Here is a 17,484-nt window from a genome sequence, read left to right as displayed (position 1 = left end):
AGGCGCTTGGTGCATACCAAGCGCCTCTTTCGGCTCTCAAGCAACAAATCTTTTACTTACGAGATCTTGCCAACTTGATGACATGCGCACGTAAGCTGCGCGCCAGCGTGAGGAAATCCCTCACCCCCCACCACGCTTTGCGAGGAGTCAACGTGCGCGCAGTTGCCCGCATATCCCCCCTTCTTCGCCGCCGCCTCATGGGCGCTGCCGTCCTGGCCGGAACCCTGGCCCTGACCCCCCTGACGGCCCCCACCACCGTCGCGGCCGCCAAGACCGGTGCCGAGGTCTGCGCCGAGGAGACCGCCGGAGCCTCCGCCAACGCCCGTGTCGCCCGCCCCAAGAAGGAGCACGCGGCCGAGCCGAACGAGGTGACGGACGCCCAGGTCAAGGCCATGGACGCCGACCTGAAGAAGAAGCTCTCCCAGCTCGGCCCGCAGCAGCAGGAAAGCATGCGCGCCGGCGCCGTCGCCGCGGCCACGAGCATCCCGGTGTACTTCCACGTCATCACCTCCGGCACCGCCGGCAAGCTGACGGCCACCGACGTCAGCAACCAGATGTCGGTCCTGAACGCGGCGTACGGCGGCCAGGGCACCGGCAACGTGAACACCAACTTCCAGTTCACTCTGGCCGGTACGGACTACACGGACAACTCGACCTGGTACAACGTCTCGGACGGCACCCAGGCCGAGAAGGACATGAAGACCGCGCTGCGCAAGGGCGGCAAGAACGCGCTGAACGTCTACACCGCCAACCTCGGCGGCGGACTGCTCGGCTGGGCGACCTTCCCGAGCTCCTACGCCTCCCAGCCCAACATGGACGGCGTGGTCCTGCTCAACACCTCGCTGCCGGGCGGCTCCGCGGCCAACTACAACGAGGGCGACACCGCCACCCACGAGGTCGGCCACTGGATGGGCCTGTACCACACCTTCCAGGGCGGCTGTAGCGGAAGCGGTGACTCCGTCTCCGACACCCCGGCCGAGAAGAGCGCCGCGTTCGAGTGCCCGACCGGCCGCGACTCCTGCGCCAGCAAGGCGGGCGTCGACCCGATCCACAACTTCATGGACTACACGTACGACTCCTGCATGTACCAGTTCACGGCCGGCCAGGTCTCCCGCATGCAGAGCATGTGGACCGCCTACCGCGTCTGACGCCTGACGTCTGACGCCTGACGCCTGACGCCTGACCTCTTAACAGCAACGGGCACGGCCCGGCGAACGCCGGACGTGCCCGTTGTCGTCGCTCTCGCCGCTACAGGGTTTCGAGGAACCCGAGGACGACCTTCCAGGTCTGCTCGGCGGCCTCCGCGTCGTAGTCGTCGAGGTCCGGGTCGGTGAACAGGTGCCCGGCGCCCGGGTAACTGTGGACCTCCACGTCCGCCCCGGCCCGCCGCATCCGCAGGTACCAGGCCGTCAGCCAGTCGTGCGGCTCGAACGGGTCCGGATCGGCGATGTGCAGCTGAACCGGCAGATCGTCGACCGAGGCGTTCTCCTCCAGGTCCGCCGTGCCGTGCAGGAGCACCAGCCCGCGCGCCTTCTCGTCGGCCAGCGCGAGATGCTGCGCGACGGAACCGCCGAAGGAGAAACCGGCGTAGACCAGGCCCTGGTCGGAGTAGGGGGCCGAGGCCAGCACCGCGCGCTTGAGCAACTCGTCGCGGCCGATCTCCTCCTGGTGGGCCATGCCCTCCTCGACGGTGTCGAAGGTGCGTCCCTCGAAGAGATCCGGCACCTGGACCTGGTGCCCGGCCGCGCGCAGCCGGTCGGCCGCCGCGTGCACCGCGGGCCGCAACCCGTACGTCGAGTGGAAAAGCATGATGTTCATACCCTCCATCGTGCCAGTTTCCGAGGGCACCTTCCGGCTACGTTGAACCCATGGAGATGGAGACCGTCCTGCGTCCACTGGCCGTCATCGGCGGCTCGGTCGTCGTCACGCTTCTCGCGGGGTGGCTGCTGGACCTGCTGTTGCGCCGGGCCGATGCCCGGCACAGCGAGACCCCCCTGTGGGGCCTGCTGCGCCACTGCCGGGTGCCCTTCCAGGTCACGCTGTGCACGAGCCTCCTGCGGGGCTCGTACCGCCAGGCCCACATCCTCCCCGGCCACACCCTCGGCGTGGGCCGGTTCCTCACCCTCGTGCTGATCGCCTCGACGGCGTGGCTGCTGGTGCGGATCGCGGCCGCCGTCGTCGACGCCGGCTACGCCCGCTACGCGGCCGGCGCCCCGGACGACGCCCGGGTCCGGCGGGTGCGCACCCAGGTCACGCTGATCCACCGGGTGGTGACGGCCATCGTGATCGCGGTGGCCGCGGCGTCGATGCTGCTCACCTTCCCGGCGATGCGTACGGTCGGCGCCTCGCTGCTGGCCTCCGCGGGTGTCCTCGGCATCGTGGCGGGCATCGCCGCCCAGTCCACGCTGGGCAACCTGTTCGCCGGCCTCCAGATCGCCTTCGGCGACACCGTCCGCATCGGGGACACCGTGGTCGTGGACAAGGAGTGGGGCACGGTCGAGGAGATCACCCTCACCTTCCTCATCGTCCGCACCTGGGACGAACGCCGGATCACGATGCCTGTGTCGTATTTCACAAGCAAGCCCTACGAGAACTGGTCGCGCGGCGGCGCCGAGATGACGGGCAGCGTCTTCCTGCACCTGGACCACTCGGCGCCGGTCCCCCTGATCCGGGAGAAGCTGGAGGACATCCTGAAGGACGCCCCGGAGTGGGACGGCCGCTCCAGCGGCCTGGTCGTCACCGACACCACCCCGTACACCATCCAGGTCCGCGCAACGGTCACCTCGAAGGACGCCGACGACCTCTGGACCCTGCGCTGCGCGGTCCGCGAGCAGCTGATCGGCTGGCTCACGGCGCAGCACCCCGACGCCCTTCCCCGCATGCCCTCCGAGCCGGCGCCCCCGCTCCCCGAAGCGCCCCGGCAGCCGGAGTAGCCGCCCCTCAGGTCGCGCGCAGGCTCCGTACGTCCAGGTGCCGCAGTACCCGGTCCACGATCTCCGGGTCGGCGCCCGGCTCGCTGCGCGCCGCGAGCACCTCGTGCCGGGCGGCGGACATCATCTCGCGCTGGATCCGCTGGATGTCCCGGATCCGCTCCACCCGCTTCGCGTAGGCCTCCCGCCGCTCCTCGTCGACCATGTCGGGGCTGATGCGGGCGCCCACGTCGTAGGCACGCCGGTACAGCGTCTCCACCAGGTCCTCGGGCAGTTCCTCCACCTCCTCGATCTCCTTCAGCCGCCGCTTGGCGGCCTTGGCGGCGCGGATCGCGAGCTGCCGCTCGGTCTCCCGCTCCGCGTCCGGGTCCGCCTCGACCCCGAGCCGCCGCACCAGCCAGGGCAGGGTCAGCCCCTGGCACACCAGGGTCACCATGATCACGGCAAAGGCGATGAAGATCATCTGGTCGCGTCCGGGAAACGGGCCGCCGTCATCGACCTTGAGCGGAATGGCCAGCGCCAGGGCGACCGAGGCCACCCCGCGCATCCCCGCCCACCACATGACCACGGACTCCCGCCAGCTCAGCGGGATCTCCTCGTCGTAGTCCCGCCGCTTGTGCAGCCTCTTCGCCAGCCAGCTCGCCGGCAGCAGCCACAGCAGCCGTACGCCGACCACGACGGCGATCACGGCCGCCGCCCACCCGGCCATCTCCCACTCGCGCCCGCGGGCCACGCCGAACACGTTGTGCAGCTCCAGCCCGATCAGCCCGAAGGCGACGCCGGTGACGAGTGTGTCGACGACTTCCCAGAAGGTGTGGCCGGCCAGCCGCCCGAGCACGTCGTCGGCGTCGCTCGCGTACTCGGCGAGGAACAGGGCGGTGGTCAGCACGGCGAGCACCCCCGACCCCTCCAGCTCCTCCGCCACCACGTACGCCACGAACGGCACGAGGAGCGTCAGACCGATCTGCAGCGTGGCATCGCCGAGCCGCCCCATGAGCCGGTTCGCGGTCCACCCCAGCGCGAGGCCGACCACGACGGCGACCACGGCCGAGAGCACGAACTGTCCGAGGGCGGCCGGCCAGGAGAAACTCCCGCTGACGGCGGCGGCGATGGCCACGTGGTAGAGCACGATGGCGGTGACGTCGTTGAAGAGCCCCTCGCCCTCCAGGATCGACACCATCCTGCGCGGCAGCCCGAGCGCCCCGGCGACGGCGGTGGCCGCGACGGGGTCGGGCGGGGCGACGAGCGCGCCGAGCGCGACGGCTGCGGCGAGGGGCAGCCCGGGCACTACGGCGTTGGCCACGGCGGCCACGGCGGCTGTGGTGACGAACACGAGCGCGACGGCGAGGAGGAAGATCGGCCGGAGATTGGCGGCGAACTGCCGCCAGGAGGTCCGCTGCGCGGAGGCGTAGAGCAGCGGCGGGAGCACCAGCGGCAGGATGTACTCGGGCGGGACATCGACATTCGGCACCACCGGCACCAACGCCAGGGCCGCCCCGACGATGGCCATCAGCACGGGTGCCGGCAACCCGAGCCGGTCCCCCAGCGGCACGGTCACCACGGCCCCGAGCAACAGCACGAAGAGCAGAGCTAGCTGATCCACTCCCCCACCCTGCCGTATCCGCCGGCGAACCCCCTCGGGCCACGCCCCTGGCCGGCCACATCCGGCTGGGCAGCGCCATCCCAGCCTCGCCGGCGTTTGAGGCGCGGGTCTGGGCGGAGCCCAGGGAACGGTGGAAGGGCGGGGCGGGGAGAAGAGGCCGCGCAGCGGCTACGGGAGGGGGCGCCGCATGGCGCGGTGCGGAATGCCCGCGTCCTGGAACTCCGGGCCGTACGCCACGTACCCCAGGCGTTCGTAGAAGCCGAGCGCCTGCGTCTGGGCCCCCAGGTCGACCGCCGCAAGGCCCAACCGCGCCGCCTCCGCCTCGATGGCCCGGACCAGCGCGACGCCGACCCCGAGCCCGCGCGCGGAGCGGCGTACCGCCAGCCGGCCCAGCGACCCGACGTCCGCCGAGCCGGTCTTGCCCAGGGCCGAAGGCCCGTACAGCAGCCGCCCGGTCCCCAGCGGGGCCCCCTCCGCGTCCACGGCCAGTACATGCACCGCGCCCGCGTCATACGCGTCGTACTCGATCGACTCCGGCACGGACTGCTCCACCACGAACACCTCGGTCCGCACCGCGAAGCACGCCGCCAGGTCCGCCTCCGAGGCGACGACCCGGACGGCGTACGCGCCCACCGTCACTCGCTCTCGGCCCGGATCACGTCCAGCGCGTGCTGGAGGTCCGCCGGGTAGGTGCTCTCGAACTCCACCCACCCCCCGTCCGACGGGTGCTCGAAGCCGAGCCGCACCGCGTGCAGCCACTGCCGGGTCAGCCCCAGCCGCTTCGCGACCGTCGGGTCGGCCCCGTACGTCAGGTCACCCACACACGGGTGCCGGTGCGCGGACATGTGCACGCGGATCTGGTGCGTACGCCCGGTCTCCAGCTTGATGTCCAGCAGCGAGGCCGCGCGGAAGGCCTCGATCAGGTCGTAGTGGGTGACGGAGGGCTTGCCCTCCTGGGTCACGGCCCACTTGTAGTCCGCGCTCGGGTGCCGCCCGATCGGCGCGTCGATCGTGCCGCTCATCGGGTCCGGGTGCCCCTGCACCAGCGCGTGGTAGCGCTTGTCCACGATCCGCTCGCGGAACTGGTTCTTCAGCGAGGTGTACGCGCGCTCGGACTTGGCGACGGCCATGAGGCCGGACGTGCCGACGTCGAGGCGGTGCACGACACCCTGGCGCTCGGACGCGCCGGAGGTGGAGATCCGGTAGCCGGCGGCGGCGAGGCCGCCGATGACGGTGGTGCCGGTCCAGCCGGGGCTCGGGTGGGCGGCGACGCCCACCGGCTTCATCACCACGACCACGTCATCGTCGTCGTGGATGATCTCCATGCCCGGGACGGGCTCGGCGACGAGTTCGACCGGCCGCGGCGGCGCGGGCATCTCGACTTCGAGCCAGGCACCGCCGTGCACCCGCTCGGACTTCCCGACGACGCTGCCGTCGACCGCCACCTTCCCCGCGGCCGCGAGCTCGGCCGCCTTCGTCCGGGAAAAACCGAACATACGGGCGATGGCGGCGTCGACGCGCTCGCCCTCAAGGCCATCGGGAACGGGCAGGGTGCGGATCTCGGGAATCGTACTCACCCGTCGAGTATGCAGGACTCCGCCGCGGCGCCCTCCCGCGATCAGTCCTTGTGGACGGTCCCGTCCGGGTCCAGACCCCTGAACGACAGCAGGACGATCAGGATCCCGCCGCACACGATCGCCGAGTCCGCGAGGTTGAAGACGGCGAAATGAGCCGGCGCGATGAAGTCGACGACCGCTCCCCGGAACACACCCGGCGCGCGGAAGATCCGGTCGGTCAGATTGCCCAGCGCACCACCCAGCAGCAGGCCCAGGGCGATCGCCCACGGCAGGCTGTAGAGCTTGCGGGCCAGCCGCACGATCACCACGATCACGGTGGCGGCGATGCACGTGAAGATGATCGTGAAGGCCTCGCCGAAGCCGAAGGCGGCACCGGGGTTGCGAACCGCCTCGAACTTCAGCAGGTCGCCGATGAGCTCGATCGGCGCCTGGTGCTCCAGCTTCGCGACGACCAGCATCTTGCTGCCCAGGTCGAGCAGGTACGCGAGCACCGCCACCACCAGCAGCGCCACGATCCGCCGCCGCCCGGTGGGCCGCGCGGGCTCCGGCTCCGGTTCCGGCTGGAAGTCGTCCCCGACCTCGGGCGTACCGATGATGCGCTCCGCCTCTGCCACGTGAGTCCCTCGAACTAGCTCGAACCAGGTTCCGACGACATCGCCCTGCCAGGTTCCTGGACCCTGACGAGACACGAGGGTACGTCAGGGCACCGCCCGCCGCCCGCCCGGTGCCCGGCTGGGGGCTGTCCGGCCCTGAGCCGCCGGACACCCCCTAGTGCCGCCGCTCCTGCTTCTGCTTGCAGTCCACGCACAGCGTGGCCCGCGGGAAGGCCTGCATCCTGGCCTTGCCGATGGGCTGCCCGCAGTTCTCGCAGAGGCCGTACGTGCCCGCGTCCAGCCGTTCCAGGGCCCGCTCGGTCTGCTCCAGCATCAGCGTGGCGTTCGCGGCGAGGGCCAGTTCGGACTCCCGGGTGATGTTCTTGGTGCCGGTGTCGGCCTGGTCGTCGCCCGCGCCGTCACCCGAGTCCCGCATCAGGCCGGCGATGGCCTGCTCGGAGGACTCCAGCTCGCTGCGCAGCCGCAGCACCTCGCTCGACAGCTCGTCGCGGGCCTCGGTGACCTCCTGCTCGGTCCAGGGGTCCTCCCCGGCCCGTACGGCGAGCTCGCCCGGCGTGAGGCCCACCGCCGTGACCCGCGCCTTGGGCAGCCCGCTGGTGGCGGCGGCAGCCGTCTTCCTGGCCGTACCCGTGCTCTTCTTGGCAACCACTTTCCGGGCTCCCGTCTCTTCCGCGGCCTGGGCCGCCCCCTCGGCCACGGCCGGCTTGGCCGTGACCTTCCTCGCGGTCGTCTTCCCGACGGCAGTCGCGTTCTTGGCCGTCGCCGTGCCGGCCGACGCCTTCTTGGCGGCGGTCGCCGTCTTCACGGCCGTCGTCTTGGTAGCCGGTGCCTTGTCCGTCGACGCCTTCTTGGCCGTCGGCTTCTTGGCAGCGGTCGCCTTCTTCACGGCCGGCGCCTTCTTGGCCGTCGCCTTGGTGGCTGGTGCCTTCGTGGCCGGTGCCTTGGTGGCTGGTGCCTTCCTTGCCGGTGCCTTGGTGGCCGGTGCCCTCTTGGCAGACGCCTTGGTGGCCGGTGCTTTCTTGGCCGACGCCTTGGTGGCCGGTGTCTTCGTGGCAGTCGCCTTCCTCGCCGGTGTCTTCTTCGCGGCCGTCACCTTCTTCGCCGGAGCCTTCCCGGCAGTGGTTGCCTTCCCGGCCGGGGTCGTCGCCTCAACCGCGTTCTTGGCGGCAGCCTGATCGGTACTCCCTGCAGTACTCCTGGCGGTCTTCTTCGCCACCATGGCCGCGGCCCCTTCACATACTGTGATCTTGCTCGCGAATCGTGCCGGAACGATAAATCGCCTCCGGCCCCGCGGCAACGGGGCACGCGTCCCTGGCTGCCAACCTGCATCCGTTGTGCCCATCAGGAAGCCCGATAACCCGGTCCTACCTCCCCACCGGATCCCGGACCGCCCCATCGGCCCATTCGGGTCATACCGGGGCCCACCCCACGCCACGCCCGCGGCCCCCCTAAACCGGTCTGCCGAGCGGCCCCCCGGCCCGTACACTGGGCCCAGCGAAAGGCATGGATGGGGACGAGTAGCGTCGGACGCAGCCAGGAGCGACCCGGGGACGGTGAGAGCCCGGGGGCGAGCGCGATGCGAAGGATCACCCCGGAGCCGCCGGAAGAAAGCCCGCACGGATCCCCGTGAGGCGAGTAGAACCGGCTTCGCACCCCAATGAGGGGGCCCCCGGACCCGTCCGGAGGCCAAGGAGGGTGGTACCGCGGGAGCAGCCAAGGCTCTCGTCCCTCCGGACGGAATGACACCCCGCCGGAGGAAGAGTTCAGCCTCATGACCACACCGCCGCAGTACCGCCCGGTACCCGCCCAGGTCGACCTGCCTGCCCTTGAGCACGCCGTCCTCGACTTCTGGCGCGAGAGCAAGACCTTCGCCAAGACCCTGGAGCAGTCCGAGGGCCGCCCCGAGTGGGTCTTCTACGAGGGCCCGCCCACCGCGAACGGCATGCCCGGCGCGCACCACATCGAGGCCCGCGTCTTCAAGGACGTCTTCCCCCGGTTCCGCACCATGCGCGGCTACCACGTGGCCCGCAAGGCCGGCTGGGACTGCCACGGCCTGCCCGTCGAGCTCGCCGTCGAGAAGGAGCTCGGCTTCAACGGCAAGCAGGACATCGAGGCGTACGGCATCGCCGAGTTCAACGCCAAGTGCCGCGAGTCCGTGACCCGCCACACCGACGCGTTCGCCGAGCTCACGACCCGGATGGGCTACTGGGTCGACCTGGACGACGCCTACCGGACCATGGACCCCGAGTACGTCGAGTCCGTGTGGTGGTCGCTGAAGGAGATCTTCAACAAGGGCCTGCTCACCCAGGACCACCGCGTCGCCCCCTGGTGCCCGCGCTGCGGCACCGGCCTCTCGGACCACGAGCTGGCGCAGGGCTACGAGACGGTCGTGGACCCCTCGGTGTTCGTCCGCTTCCCGCTGACGAGCGGCCCGCTGGCGGGCGAGGCGGCCCTCCTGGTCTGGACGACCACGCCCTGGACCCTGGTCTCGAACACCGCCGTGGCCGCACACCCGGAGGTCACGTACGTCGTCGCCCGCCGTACCAGCGGCGAGGACTCAGAGAAGCTCGTCGTCGCCCAGCCGCTGCTGGAGAAGGCCCTCGGTGAGGGCTGGGAGGCCACCGGGGAGTCCTTCACCGGCAAGGAGATGGAGCGCTGGAACTACCAGCGCCCCTTCGAGCTGGTGGAATTCCCCGAGCCGGCCCACTACGTCGTGAACGCCGAGTACGTCACGACCGAGGACGGCACCGGTCTGGTCCACCAGTCCCCCGCCTTCGGCGCCGACGACCTCGCGGTCTGCCGCGCGTACGGCCTGCCGGTCGTGAACCCGGTCCGCCCCGACGGCACCTTCGAGGAAGAGGTCCCGCTCGTCGGCGGCGTCTTCTTCAAGAAGGCCGACGAGAAGCTGACGGCCGACCTCGACGCGCGCGGCCTGCTCTTCAAGCACATCGCCTACGAGCACAGCTACCCGCACTGCTGGCGCTGCCACACCGCGCTGCTCTACTACGCGCAGCCGTCCTGGTACGTCCGCACCACCGCCGTCAAGGACGCGATGCTGCGGGAGAACGAGAAGACGAACTGGTTCCCGGACTCGGTCAAGCAGGGCCGCTTCGGTGACTGGCTGAACAACAACATCGACTGGGCGCTGTCCCGCAACCGCTACTGGGGCACCCCGCTGCCGATCTGGCGCTGCGAGGAGAACCACCTCACGTGCGTCGGCTCGCGTGCGGAGCTGAGCGAGCTGTCCGGCCGGGACCACTCCTCCCTGGACCCGCACCGCCCGTACATCGACGAGGTCACCTTCCCCTGCACGGCGGAGGGCTGCTCCCTCACGGCCGTCCGCGTCCCGGAGGTCATCGACGCCTGGTACGACTCGGGCTCGATGCCGTTCGCGCAGTGGGGCTACCCGTACAAGAACAAGGAGATCTTCGAGAAGCGCTACCCGGCGCAGTTCATCTCGGAGGCGATCGACCAGACCCGCGGCTGGTTCTACACGCTGATGGCGGTCGGCACCCTCGTCTTCGACAAGTCGTCCTACGAGAACGTGGTCTGCCTGGGCCACATCCTCGCCGAGGACGGCCGCAAGATGTCCAAGCACCTGGGCAACATCCTCCAGCCGATCCCGCTGATGGACCAGCACGGCGCGGACGCGGTCCGATGGTTCATGGCGGCGGGCGGCTCGCCGTGGGCGGCGCGGCGCGTGGGCCACGGCACGATCCAGGAGGTCGTCCGCAAGACCCTCCTCACGTACTGGAACACGGTCGCCTTCCAGGCCCTGTACGCCCGTACGTCGGGCTGGGCGCCTTCGGCGGCCGACCCGGCCCCGGCGGACCGCACGGTCCTGGACCGCTGGCTCCTGTCCGAGCTGCACGCCCTGACCTCCGAGGTCACGGAGGCGATGGAGTCGTACGACACCCAGCGCGCGGGCAAGCTCCTGTCCTCCTTCGTGGACGACCTCTCCAACTGGTACGTCCGCCGCTCGCGGCGCCGCTTCTGGCAGGGCGACGCGGCGGCTCTGCGCACCCTGCACGACGTGGTGGAGACGGTCACGCGCCTCATGGCCCCCCTGACCCCCTTCATCACGGAGCGGGTCTGGCAGGACATGATCGTCCCGGTGACCCCGGACGCCCCGGAGTCGGTCCACCTCTCCACGTGGCCCGTCGCCGACACGGCCGCGATCGACCCCACCCTCTCCCAGCAGATGCAGCTGGTACGCCGCCTCGTGGAGCTGGGCCGGGCGACCCGCGCGGAGTCCGGCGTGAAGACCCGCCAGCCGCTCTCGCGGGCGCTGGTCGGCGCGGCGGGCTTCGACGCCCTGTCGCCCGCCCTCCAGTCCCAGATCACGGAGGAGCTGAACGTCTCCTCCCTGGCCTCCCTGTCCGAGGTCGGCGGGTCCCTGGTGGACACCACGGCGAAGGCCAACTTCCGGGCGCTGGGCAAGCGCTTCGGCAAGGGCGTCCAGGACGTGGCGAAGGCGGTTGCGGCGGCCGACGCGGCGGAGCTGTCCCTGGCCCTGCGCTCGGGCACGGCGGTCGTCTCCGTGAACGGCGAGCCGGTCTCCCTCACCCCGGAGGAGGTCATCATCACGGAGACCCCCCGCGAGGGCTGGTCGGTGGCCTCGGACTCCGGTGCGACGGTCGCCCTCGACCTGGAGATCACCCCGGAGCTGCGCCTCGCGGGCCTGGCCCGTGACGCGATCCGCATGATCCAGGAGGCGCGGAAGAACTCCGGCCTGGATGTCGCGGACCGGATCGCCCTGCGGTGGTCCTCGTCGGACCCGGAGGTCGTGACGGCCCTGACGGACCACGCGTCGCTGATCGCGGACGAGGTGCTGGCCACGGACTTCGCGTCGGGCGAAGCCGACCCCGCGTACGGTGACCCGTTCACGGACGAGCCCCTCGGCCTGACGTTCCGCCTCCGCAAGGCGTAACCGCCTGCCGCTCTGTGGCCCGGTCCACCCCCGTGGGGGTGCCGGGCCACAGCTGTCTCGTCCGGCGGAATCCCAGAGGCGAGCCCCGGCCCCGGTCGTCTGCGGCGCCGTTGCGGGGGCGCTGCCCCCGAACCCCCGCGCCTCAAACGCCGGCGGGGCTGGATTTCGCCGACGCCGCCAGAATGCGCTCGGCCGGGCCATTTCAGCCCCGCCGACGTTGGCGCGGGCTCTGGGGCGGAGCCCCAGGGGCCCGGGCGCAGCCCAATCCAGCCCCGCCGACGTCTGGGCACCGCCCAATCCAGCCCCGCCAGCGTCTGGGCGCCCAATCCAGCCTCGCCGGCGTTTGAGGCGCGGGGTCTGGGGCGGAGCCCCAGGGGCCCGGGCGCAGCCCAATCCAGCCCCGCCGGCGTTTGAGGCGCGGGGTCTGGGGCGGAGCCCCAGAGGCCGGGCGCAGCCCGGGGGGCGCCGCAGCCATATACCCAGGCCTGGCCCCGACGCAGGCGGCTACGGGAACGGGCCGGGCCCGGGTTCCCGAAGGAACCCGGGCCCGGCCCGGACTTGCTCGCTGCCGACAGACCGGCGGCGCTTAGTTGTCGTCCTCGTCGATCAGGAAGCCCCGCATCGGCGCCGGCGCCTGCATCGGCTGCGGAGCCTGCGGCCGGACCGGAGCCATCGGCTGGGTCATCGCCGGGGACATCTGCTGCTGGCCACCGTAGGACGGCCCTCCGCCCATCGGGGACGGGCCGCCCATCGGGGAGGGACCGCCCATGGGGGACGGGCCGCCCATGGAGTGCCCCATCGCACCGGCCGGAGCCATCGACGGAGACGGCGACGGCGGCAGGGCCGGGCCGGCCGGGTTGCGCGGCGGGGCCAGGGAGTCGTCGGCCTGGGTCTCCAGCTGACGCAGCTGCGACTCAAGGTAGGACTTCAGACGCGTACGGTACTCACGCTCGAAGCCCCGCAGGTCCTCGACCTTGCGCTCCAGCGTGGCGCGGGCGGACTCCAGGGAGCCCATCGCGACGCGGTGCTTCTCCTGCGCGTCCCGCTCCAGCGCGTCGGCCTTGGCGCGGGCGTCCCGCTCCAGGCCCTCGGCGCGGCTCCGCGCCTCGCCGACGATCTTGTTGGCCTCGGAACGGGCCTCCGCGATCGCCTGGTCCGCGGTCTGCTGCGCGAGCGACAGGACGCGGGCGGCGCTGTCGCCACCGGGGCCCTGCTGCGGGAGCTGCGGCTGCTGCTGGTGCATCGGCTGACCCATGGGCTGCATCTGCTGCCCCATCGGCTGCATCTGCTGGCCCATGGGCTGCATCTGCTGGCCGAGCGGGTTCTGGCCGCCCATGGACTGCTGCTGCATGCCCTGCTGCTGCATGCCCTGCTGCTGCTGCATACCCTGCTGCTGCATACCCGGCTGCTGCATACCCGGCTGCTGCATACCCGGCTGTCCGCCCATGGTGTGCTGCTGCATGGGGCCGCCCATCGGGCCCGGACCCTGCGGTCCGTGTCCGCCGGGACCGGCGGGGAGCTGCGGCTGGCCGCCCGGCAGCTGGGGCGGGCCCATCTGCGGCTGCTGCTGCTGCGGCGGGCCGGATATGGCCGCGGGCACGGGGGCACCGGGGCCGCCGGGGCCGCGCTGGTCCTGGGGTTCCGGCTTGCGCATCCCCTGCTGCTGCTGGTTCTGCGCGGCGGCACGCGTGGCGGCGGCCAGCTTGGCGCGCAGGTCCTCGTTCTCGCGCAGCAGGCGCGTCAGTTCGGACTCGACCTCGTCGAGGAAGGCATCGACCTCGTCCTCGTCATAGCCTTCTCGGAGGCGGACGGTCGTGAACTGCTTGTTCCGCACGTCCTCGGGAGTCAGCGGCATGTCTTCTTCACCTCTACGTAGTCGTCGGCAGTCGGCAAGACCGTATCGGGACTGTCCCCGCGCGCGCGGAGAAGCTCATCGTTCACACGCTTCTCGCAGCGGTGCTCACGAAACTGATGAGGATGTAAACGATGATCATCAGAACGAAGAAGGACAGGTCGAGTGCCACGCCCCCGAGACGCAACGGCGGGATGAAACGCCGGAGAAGCTTCAGCGGTGGATCGGTCACAGTGTAGGTGGCCTCCAGTACGACCACCATCGCCTTGCCGGGTGTCCATGAACGTGCGAACTGGAAGACGTAATCCATCACCAGTCGGAAGATCAGCACGATAAGGAAGCACATCAGCACGATGTAGACCACCTGCAGTGCGACGCCCATCCCGCGCTTCCCTCTCCCCTGCTCCCGCTCGGTACCCGGTCCCGTGTCTGACGGATCGGTCTAGCTTTGGTTGAAGAACCCGCCCTCCGCGATGCGGGCCTTGTCCTCCGCCGTGACATCGACGTTAGCAGGCGACAGCAGGAACACCTTCTGTGTCACGCGTTCAATGCTGCCGTGCAGGCCGAACACGAGGCCGGCGGCGAAGTCGACAAGACGCTTCGCGTCCGTGTCGTCCATCTCCGTGAGATTCATGATCACCGGAGTGCCCTCACGGAAGTGTTCCCCGATGGTACGGGCCTCGTTGTAGGTCCGGGGGTGCAGCGTCGTGATGCGGTACGGCTCCCGCTCGGAGACGACCTTGGGCATGATCACGGGGGCGTTCTTCTCCAGGTTGGCGCGGTCAGGTGTGATGGACGCCACGGGGGCGATTCGCGCTGGACGTCCGTTTTCTACCGGCAGCGGGACGGGTTCCCGCTGGGCCGGAGGCTGTGCGACTCGTACCGGTTCGTCCGTTACGGGCGTTTGGTGCGCGGGCTGCTGCCGACGATCCCGGTCCCGGGCTCGTTCCGGCTCCGGCTCGGGCTCGAACTCGTCGTCGGGGTCGTACCCCGGGTTGTCGTACCGGTCGTCCTCCACGAGGCCGAGGTAGACCGCCATCTTGCGCATCGCGCCGGCCATTCTCTGAGTCCTCCGCTCTGTGGTGGATCGCCCTGTCGCAGGTGTCGCTGTGTCACCAAAGTCACCAACTGCCCGCGATCCACGTGGTCTGTCCGCTCATCTGCGGGAATGACCATATTTTCTGCTGTGGTCAGACTTTCTTGGCGACGTTACCCGAGCCGGGGTCTCGCGCCGAGTACCGCAGTGCCGACGCGTACATGTGTCGCACCGGCCGCAACGGCCTGTTCCAGGTCCGCGCTCATCCCGGCCGACACCATCGTGGCAGCCGGATGGTCCCTGCGCAGGCTGGATGACAATTCCATCAGCCGCTCGAAAGCCGCCTGTTCGCGGCCCGCGTACGGACCGGCCAGCGGAGCCACGGTCATCAGACCGTCGATCCGCAGTCCGGGCGCGGCGGCCACGAGGTCCGCCAACTCCGGGAGCAGGTCGGGGGCCGCGCCGCCGCGGGTCCCGCGCTCCCCCGACCCGGCGTCGAGTGCGATCTGCACGAGGCAGCCGAGCTCCCGCCCGGCGCCCTCCGCGGCCGCCGAGAGCGCGGTGACCAGCCGGGGCCGGTCGACCGACTGCACCACATGCGCGTATCCCGCCACGGAACGGACTTTGTTCGTCTGCAACTGACCTACGAAATGCCAGCTGAGCGGCAGATCCGCGCAGGCCGCGGCCTTGGGGGCGGCATCCTGGTCGCGATTTTCCGCAACATGACGGACGCCCAGGTCCGCCAGCAGTCGTACGTCGCTCGCGGGGTAGGTCTTGGTGACCACGATGAGCGTCACCTCTTCCCGCTCGCGCCCGGCGGCGGCGCAGGCGGACAAGATACGTTCCTCCACCCGCGCGAGGTTCTCCGCGAGCTCCGACTTACGATCCGTCATTCCTCAGTCCAACCAGACATATCCGGCAAGCCGCCCAGTCACCCGGTCGCGGCGGTACGAGAAGTGGTCCCGCGACTCCAGTGTGCAGACCGGCGAGCGGTGCAGGTTCGTCACCCCCGCCTCGGTGAGCTGGGCGTGCACCCCGGCGACCACGTCGACCGCGGGTGTCCCCCAGCTGGTCTCGGCGTACGCGGCCGGCACGACCTCGGCCACCGCGTCCCGCATCCCGGCGGGCACTTCGTAGCAGCGACCGCATACTGCAGGTCCGGTACGGGCGACGATCCGCCCCGGTTCGGCGCCGAGGGCGACCATCGCCTCGACGGCGGCGGGCACCACTCCGGCGACCAGTCCGGGCCGCCCCGCGTGGGCCGCCCCCGCAACCCCGGCAACGGGGTCGGCCAGCAGAACCGGAGTGCAGTCCGCGGTGAGCACCGCGAGGGCGAGTCCCCGACGGGCGGTCACCACCGCGTCCACGGACGGGATCGGCCCGCCCCCCTGCGCGGAAGCGGAATCCCAAGGGGCGTCCACCACCGCGACGTCCCGGCCGTGCACCTGGTTCATCCAGACCACCCGGTCCGGCTCGATGCCCAGTGACTTCGCGGCGATCGCCCGGTTCGCGAGAACGGCGGCCGGGTCGTCTCCGACCGCACCGCCGAGATTGAGCCCTTCGTACGGAACGGCGCTCACCCCGCCCCACCGGTCGGTGAAGGCGAAGTGGGCGCCGTTCTCGATGTGCTGCCCCAGGGTCACTTCAAGAAGTCCGGGACATCCAGCTCTTCGGCCGGGCTGTCCTGGTACGGACGGGCCGTCGGGACCTGCGGCGCGGGGGCCGCGGCCTCGACCGGGATCTCGGCCGGGGCCGGGGGCTCCTCACGCGGGGTGACGGTGCCCAGGCCACCGAAGGCCGGGCGGACCGGCTCGGCCGCGCGGACCGGCGCCGGGGCCGGCTCCTCGCGCTTGGTGGACGCGGCGCCGATGACGTTGTCCCGGCGGGCCGGGGGCTGTCCGCCGTCGAACCCGGCGGCGATGACGGTGACCCGTACCTCGTCGCCGAGCGCGTCGTCGATGACGGCGCCGAAGATGATGTTCGCCTCGGGGTGCGCGGCCTCGCTCACCAGCTGGGCGGCCTCGTTGATCTCGAAGAGACCCAGGTCCGAGCCGCCGGAGATGGAGAGCAGTACGCCGCGGGCGCCGTCGATGGACGCCTCCAGCAGCGGCGAGGAGATCGCCATCTCGGCCGCCGCCACCGCGCGGTCGTCGCCGCGCGCCGAGCCGATGCCCATCAGGGCCGAGCCGGCCTCGGACATCACGGACTTGACGTCGGCGAAGTCGAGGTTGATCAGACCCGGGGTGGTGATGAGGTCGGTGATGCCCTGGACGCCGGAGAGCAGGACCTGGTCGGCCGACTTGAAGGCGTCGAGGACGCTGACCTGGCGGTCCGAGATGGACAGCAGCCGGTCGTTGGGGATGACGATGAGGGTGTCGACCTGCTCGCGGAGCTGGGCGATGCCGTCCTCGGCCTGGTTCGCGCGGCGCCGGCCCTCGAAGGTGAACGGCCGGGTGACCACACCGATCGTCAGGGCGCCCAGCGAGCGCGCGATGTTGGCGACGACGGGTGCGCCGCCGGTGCCGGTGCCGCCGCCCTCACCGGCGGTGACGAAGACCATGTCGGCCCCCTTGAGGACCTCCTCGATCTCCTCGCGGTGGTCCTCTGCCGCCTTGCGGCCGACATCCGGGTTGGCGCCGGCGCCGAGGCCCCGGGTGAGTTCCCGGCCGACGTCGAGCTTGACGTCGGCGTCGCTCATCAACAGCGCCTGGGCGTCCGTGTTGATGGCGATGAACTCGACGCCCTTGAGACCGACCTCGATCATTCGGTTGATGGCATTGACACCACCGCCGCCGACACCGATGACCTTGATGACTGCGAGGTAGTTCTGCGGTGCTGCCACGTCGAAGGCCTCTCGCCTCGAGTTACGTGTCGCCGCCTCGCGGGCCTGCGTTGCGACGACTGATGCCGAAATAGGGACGGTCCGAACGCGCCGACCCGAA

16 protein-coding genes are annotated in these 17,484 nt (G+C 70.8%); 4 read left to right on the top strand and 12 right to left on the bottom strand.

Annotated elements, in window-relative coordinates:
* The first annotated feature begins 197 nt into the window (after window positions 1–197).
* The gene (locus tag J7I97_RS09725) at window positions 198–1,148 is read left to right on the top strand and encodes a zinc metalloprotease (RefSeq protein WP_214932914.1); all 951 of its coding nucleotides are present in this window, start codon (window positions 198–200) and stop codon (window positions 1,146–1,148) included.
* 100 nt (window positions 1,149–1,248) lie between these two features.
* On the opposite strand, the gene J7I97_RS09720 is transcribed toward J7I97_RS09725, so the two are convergent.
* Window positions 1,249–1,818, bottom strand: a complete 570-nt coding sequence (locus J7I97_RS09720; protein WP_374195451.1) for a dienelactone hydrolase family protein — start codon at window positions 1,816–1,818, stop codon at window positions 1,249–1,251.
* Window positions 1,819–1,874: 56 nt separating this feature from the next.
* On the opposite strand from J7I97_RS09720, the gene J7I97_RS09715 reads away from it, so the two are divergent.
* Complete coding sequence (locus tag J7I97_RS09715; RefSeq protein ID WP_214932912.1) at window positions 1,875–2,933, top strand: mechanosensitive ion channel family protein; 1,059 nt, start codon at window positions 1,875–1,877, stop codon at window positions 2,931–2,933.
* A 7-nt stretch (window positions 2,934–2,940) separates the two neighbouring features.
* Here the strand turns inward: J7I97_RS09715 and J7I97_RS09710 are convergent, their stop codons facing one another.
* The 5 genes from J7I97_RS09710 to J7I97_RS39865 all read right to left on the bottom strand — a co-directional run bounded on the left by J7I97_RS09710 (window position 2,941) and on the right by J7I97_RS39865 (window position 7,373).
* A complete protein-coding gene (locus J7I97_RS09710; protein ID WP_214932838.1) occupies window positions 2,941–4,533 on the bottom strand; it encodes a Na+/H+ antiporter in 1,593 nt (530 codons plus the stop codon).
* Window positions 4,534–4,701: 168 nt separating this feature from the next.
* Window positions 4,702–5,166: a GNAT family N-acetyltransferase gene (locus J7I97_RS09705; protein WP_214932835.1), complete on the bottom strand. Its 465-nt coding sequence runs from the start codon at window positions 5,164–5,166 to the stop codon at window positions 4,702–4,704.
* Window positions 5,167–5,168: 2 nt separating this feature from the next.
* Window positions 5,169–6,110 (bottom strand): RluA family pseudouridine synthase, encoded by a 942-nt coding sequence (locus J7I97_RS09700; RefSeq protein ID WP_214932833.1) that lies wholly within the window; start codon window positions 6,108–6,110, stop codon window positions 5,169–5,171.
* Window positions 6,111–6,151: 41 nt separating this feature from the next.
* Window positions 6,152–6,724 (bottom strand): signal peptidase II, encoded by a 573-nt coding sequence (gene lspA / locus J7I97_RS09695; protein WP_214932831.1) that lies wholly within the window; start codon window positions 6,722–6,724, stop codon window positions 6,152–6,154.
* 154 nt (window positions 6,725–6,878) lie between these two features.
* Window positions 6,879–7,373 carry a TraR/DksA family transcriptional regulator gene (locus J7I97_RS39865; protein WP_308363298.1) on the bottom strand — a complete coding sequence of 165 codons (495 nt, stop codon included), beginning with the start codon at window positions 7,371–7,373 and terminating at the stop codon, window positions 6,879–6,881.
* Window positions 7,374–7,434: 61 nt separating this feature from the next.
* On the opposite strand from J7I97_RS39865, the gene J7I97_RS39860 reads away from it, so the two are divergent.
* Both J7I97_RS39860 and ileS read left to right on the top strand, forming a co-directional pair.
* On the top strand, window positions 7,435–7,899 hold the full coding sequence (locus J7I97_RS39860; RefSeq protein WP_308369300.1) for a hypothetical protein: 465 nt from the start codon (window positions 7,435–7,437) through the stop codon (window positions 7,897–7,899).
* Window positions 7,900–8,495: 596 nt separating this feature from the next.
* The gene (gene ileS / locus J7I97_RS09685) at window positions 8,496–11,654 is read left to right on the top strand and encodes an isoleucine--tRNA ligase (protein ID WP_214932827.1); all 3,159 of its coding nucleotides are present in this window, start codon (window positions 8,496–8,498) and stop codon (window positions 11,652–11,654) included.
* 586 nt (window positions 11,655–12,240) lie between these two features.
* Here the strand turns inward: ileS and J7I97_RS09680 are convergent.
* The 6 genes from J7I97_RS09680 to ftsZ form a co-directional block, all read right to left on the bottom strand.
* Entirely contained in the window at window positions 12,241–13,509 is a 1,269-nt protein-coding gene (locus J7I97_RS09680; RefSeq protein ID WP_214932825.1) for a DivIVA domain-containing protein, read from the bottom strand.
* A gap of 82 nt (window positions 13,510–13,591) precedes the next feature.
* Window positions 13,592–13,888, bottom strand: coding sequence for a YggT family protein (locus tag J7I97_RS09675; protein ID WP_053689581.1), 297 nt, complete (start codon window positions 13,886–13,888; stop codon window positions 13,592–13,594).
* Window positions 13,889–13,948: 60 nt separating this feature from the next.
* Window positions 13,949–14,566: a cell division protein SepF gene (locus J7I97_RS09670; RefSeq protein WP_214932823.1), complete on the bottom strand. Its 618-nt coding sequence runs from the start codon at window positions 14,564–14,566 to the stop codon at window positions 13,949–13,951.
* A 149-nt stretch (window positions 14,567–14,715) separates the two neighbouring features.
* Complete coding sequence (locus tag J7I97_RS09665) at window positions 14,716–15,435, bottom strand: YggS family pyridoxal phosphate-dependent enzyme (RefSeq protein ID WP_214932821.1); 720 nt, start codon at window positions 15,433–15,435, stop codon at window positions 14,716–14,718.
* Window positions 15,436–15,438: 3 nt separating this feature from the next.
* The gene (gene pgeF / locus J7I97_RS09660) at window positions 15,439–16,185 is read right to left on the bottom strand and encodes a peptidoglycan editing factor PgeF (protein WP_214932819.1); all 747 of its coding nucleotides are present in this window, start codon (window positions 16,183–16,185) and stop codon (window positions 15,439–15,441) included.
* A complete protein-coding gene (gene ftsZ / locus J7I97_RS09655; RefSeq protein ID WP_214932817.1) occupies window positions 16,182–17,384 on the bottom strand; it encodes a cell division protein FtsZ in 1,203 nt (400 codons plus the stop codon). The genes pgeF and ftsZ overlap by 4 nt, the downstream gene beginning before the upstream one ends.
* Window positions 17,385–17,484 lie beyond the last annotated feature (100 nt).

Source organism: Streptomyces sp. ISL-87 (assembly GCF_018614095.1).
Taxonomy (GTDB): domain Bacteria; phylum Actinomycetota; class Actinomycetes; order Streptomycetales; family Streptomycetaceae; genus Streptomyces.
This window is presented reverse-complemented; position numbering and strand designations above follow the sequence as displayed.

Coding starts and splice junctions, on each gene's coding strand:
- J7I97_RS09725 (WP_214932914.1), top strand. CDS start 198: ATGGGCGCTGCCGTCCTGGCCGGAACCCTGGCCCTGACCCCCCTGACG.
- J7I97_RS09720 (WP_374195451.1), bottom strand. CDS start 1,818: ATGAACATCATGCTTTTCCACTCGACGTACGGGTTGCGGCCCGCGGTG.
- J7I97_RS09715 (WP_214932912.1), top strand. CDS start 1,875: ATGGAGACCGTCCTGCGTCCACTGGCCGTCATCGGCGGCTCGGTCGTC.
- ileS (WP_214932827.1), top strand. CDS start 8,496: ATGACCACACCGCCGCAGTACCGCCCGGTACCCGCCCAGGTCGACCTG.
- J7I97_RS09680 (WP_214932825.1), bottom strand. CDS start 13,509: ATGCCGCTGACTCCCGAGGACGTGCGGAACAAGCAGTTCACGACCGTC.
- J7I97_RS09675 (WP_053689581.1), bottom strand. CDS start 13,888: ATGGGCGTCGCACTGCAGGTGGTCTACATCGTGCTGATGTGCTTCCTT.
- J7I97_RS09670 (WP_214932823.1), bottom strand. CDS start 14,566: ATGGCCGGCGCGATGCGCAAGATGGCGGTCTACCTCGGCCTCGTGGAG.
- J7I97_RS09665 (WP_214932821.1), bottom strand. CDS start 15,435: ATGACGGATCGTAAGTCGGAGCTCGCGGAGAACCTCGCGCGGGTGGAG.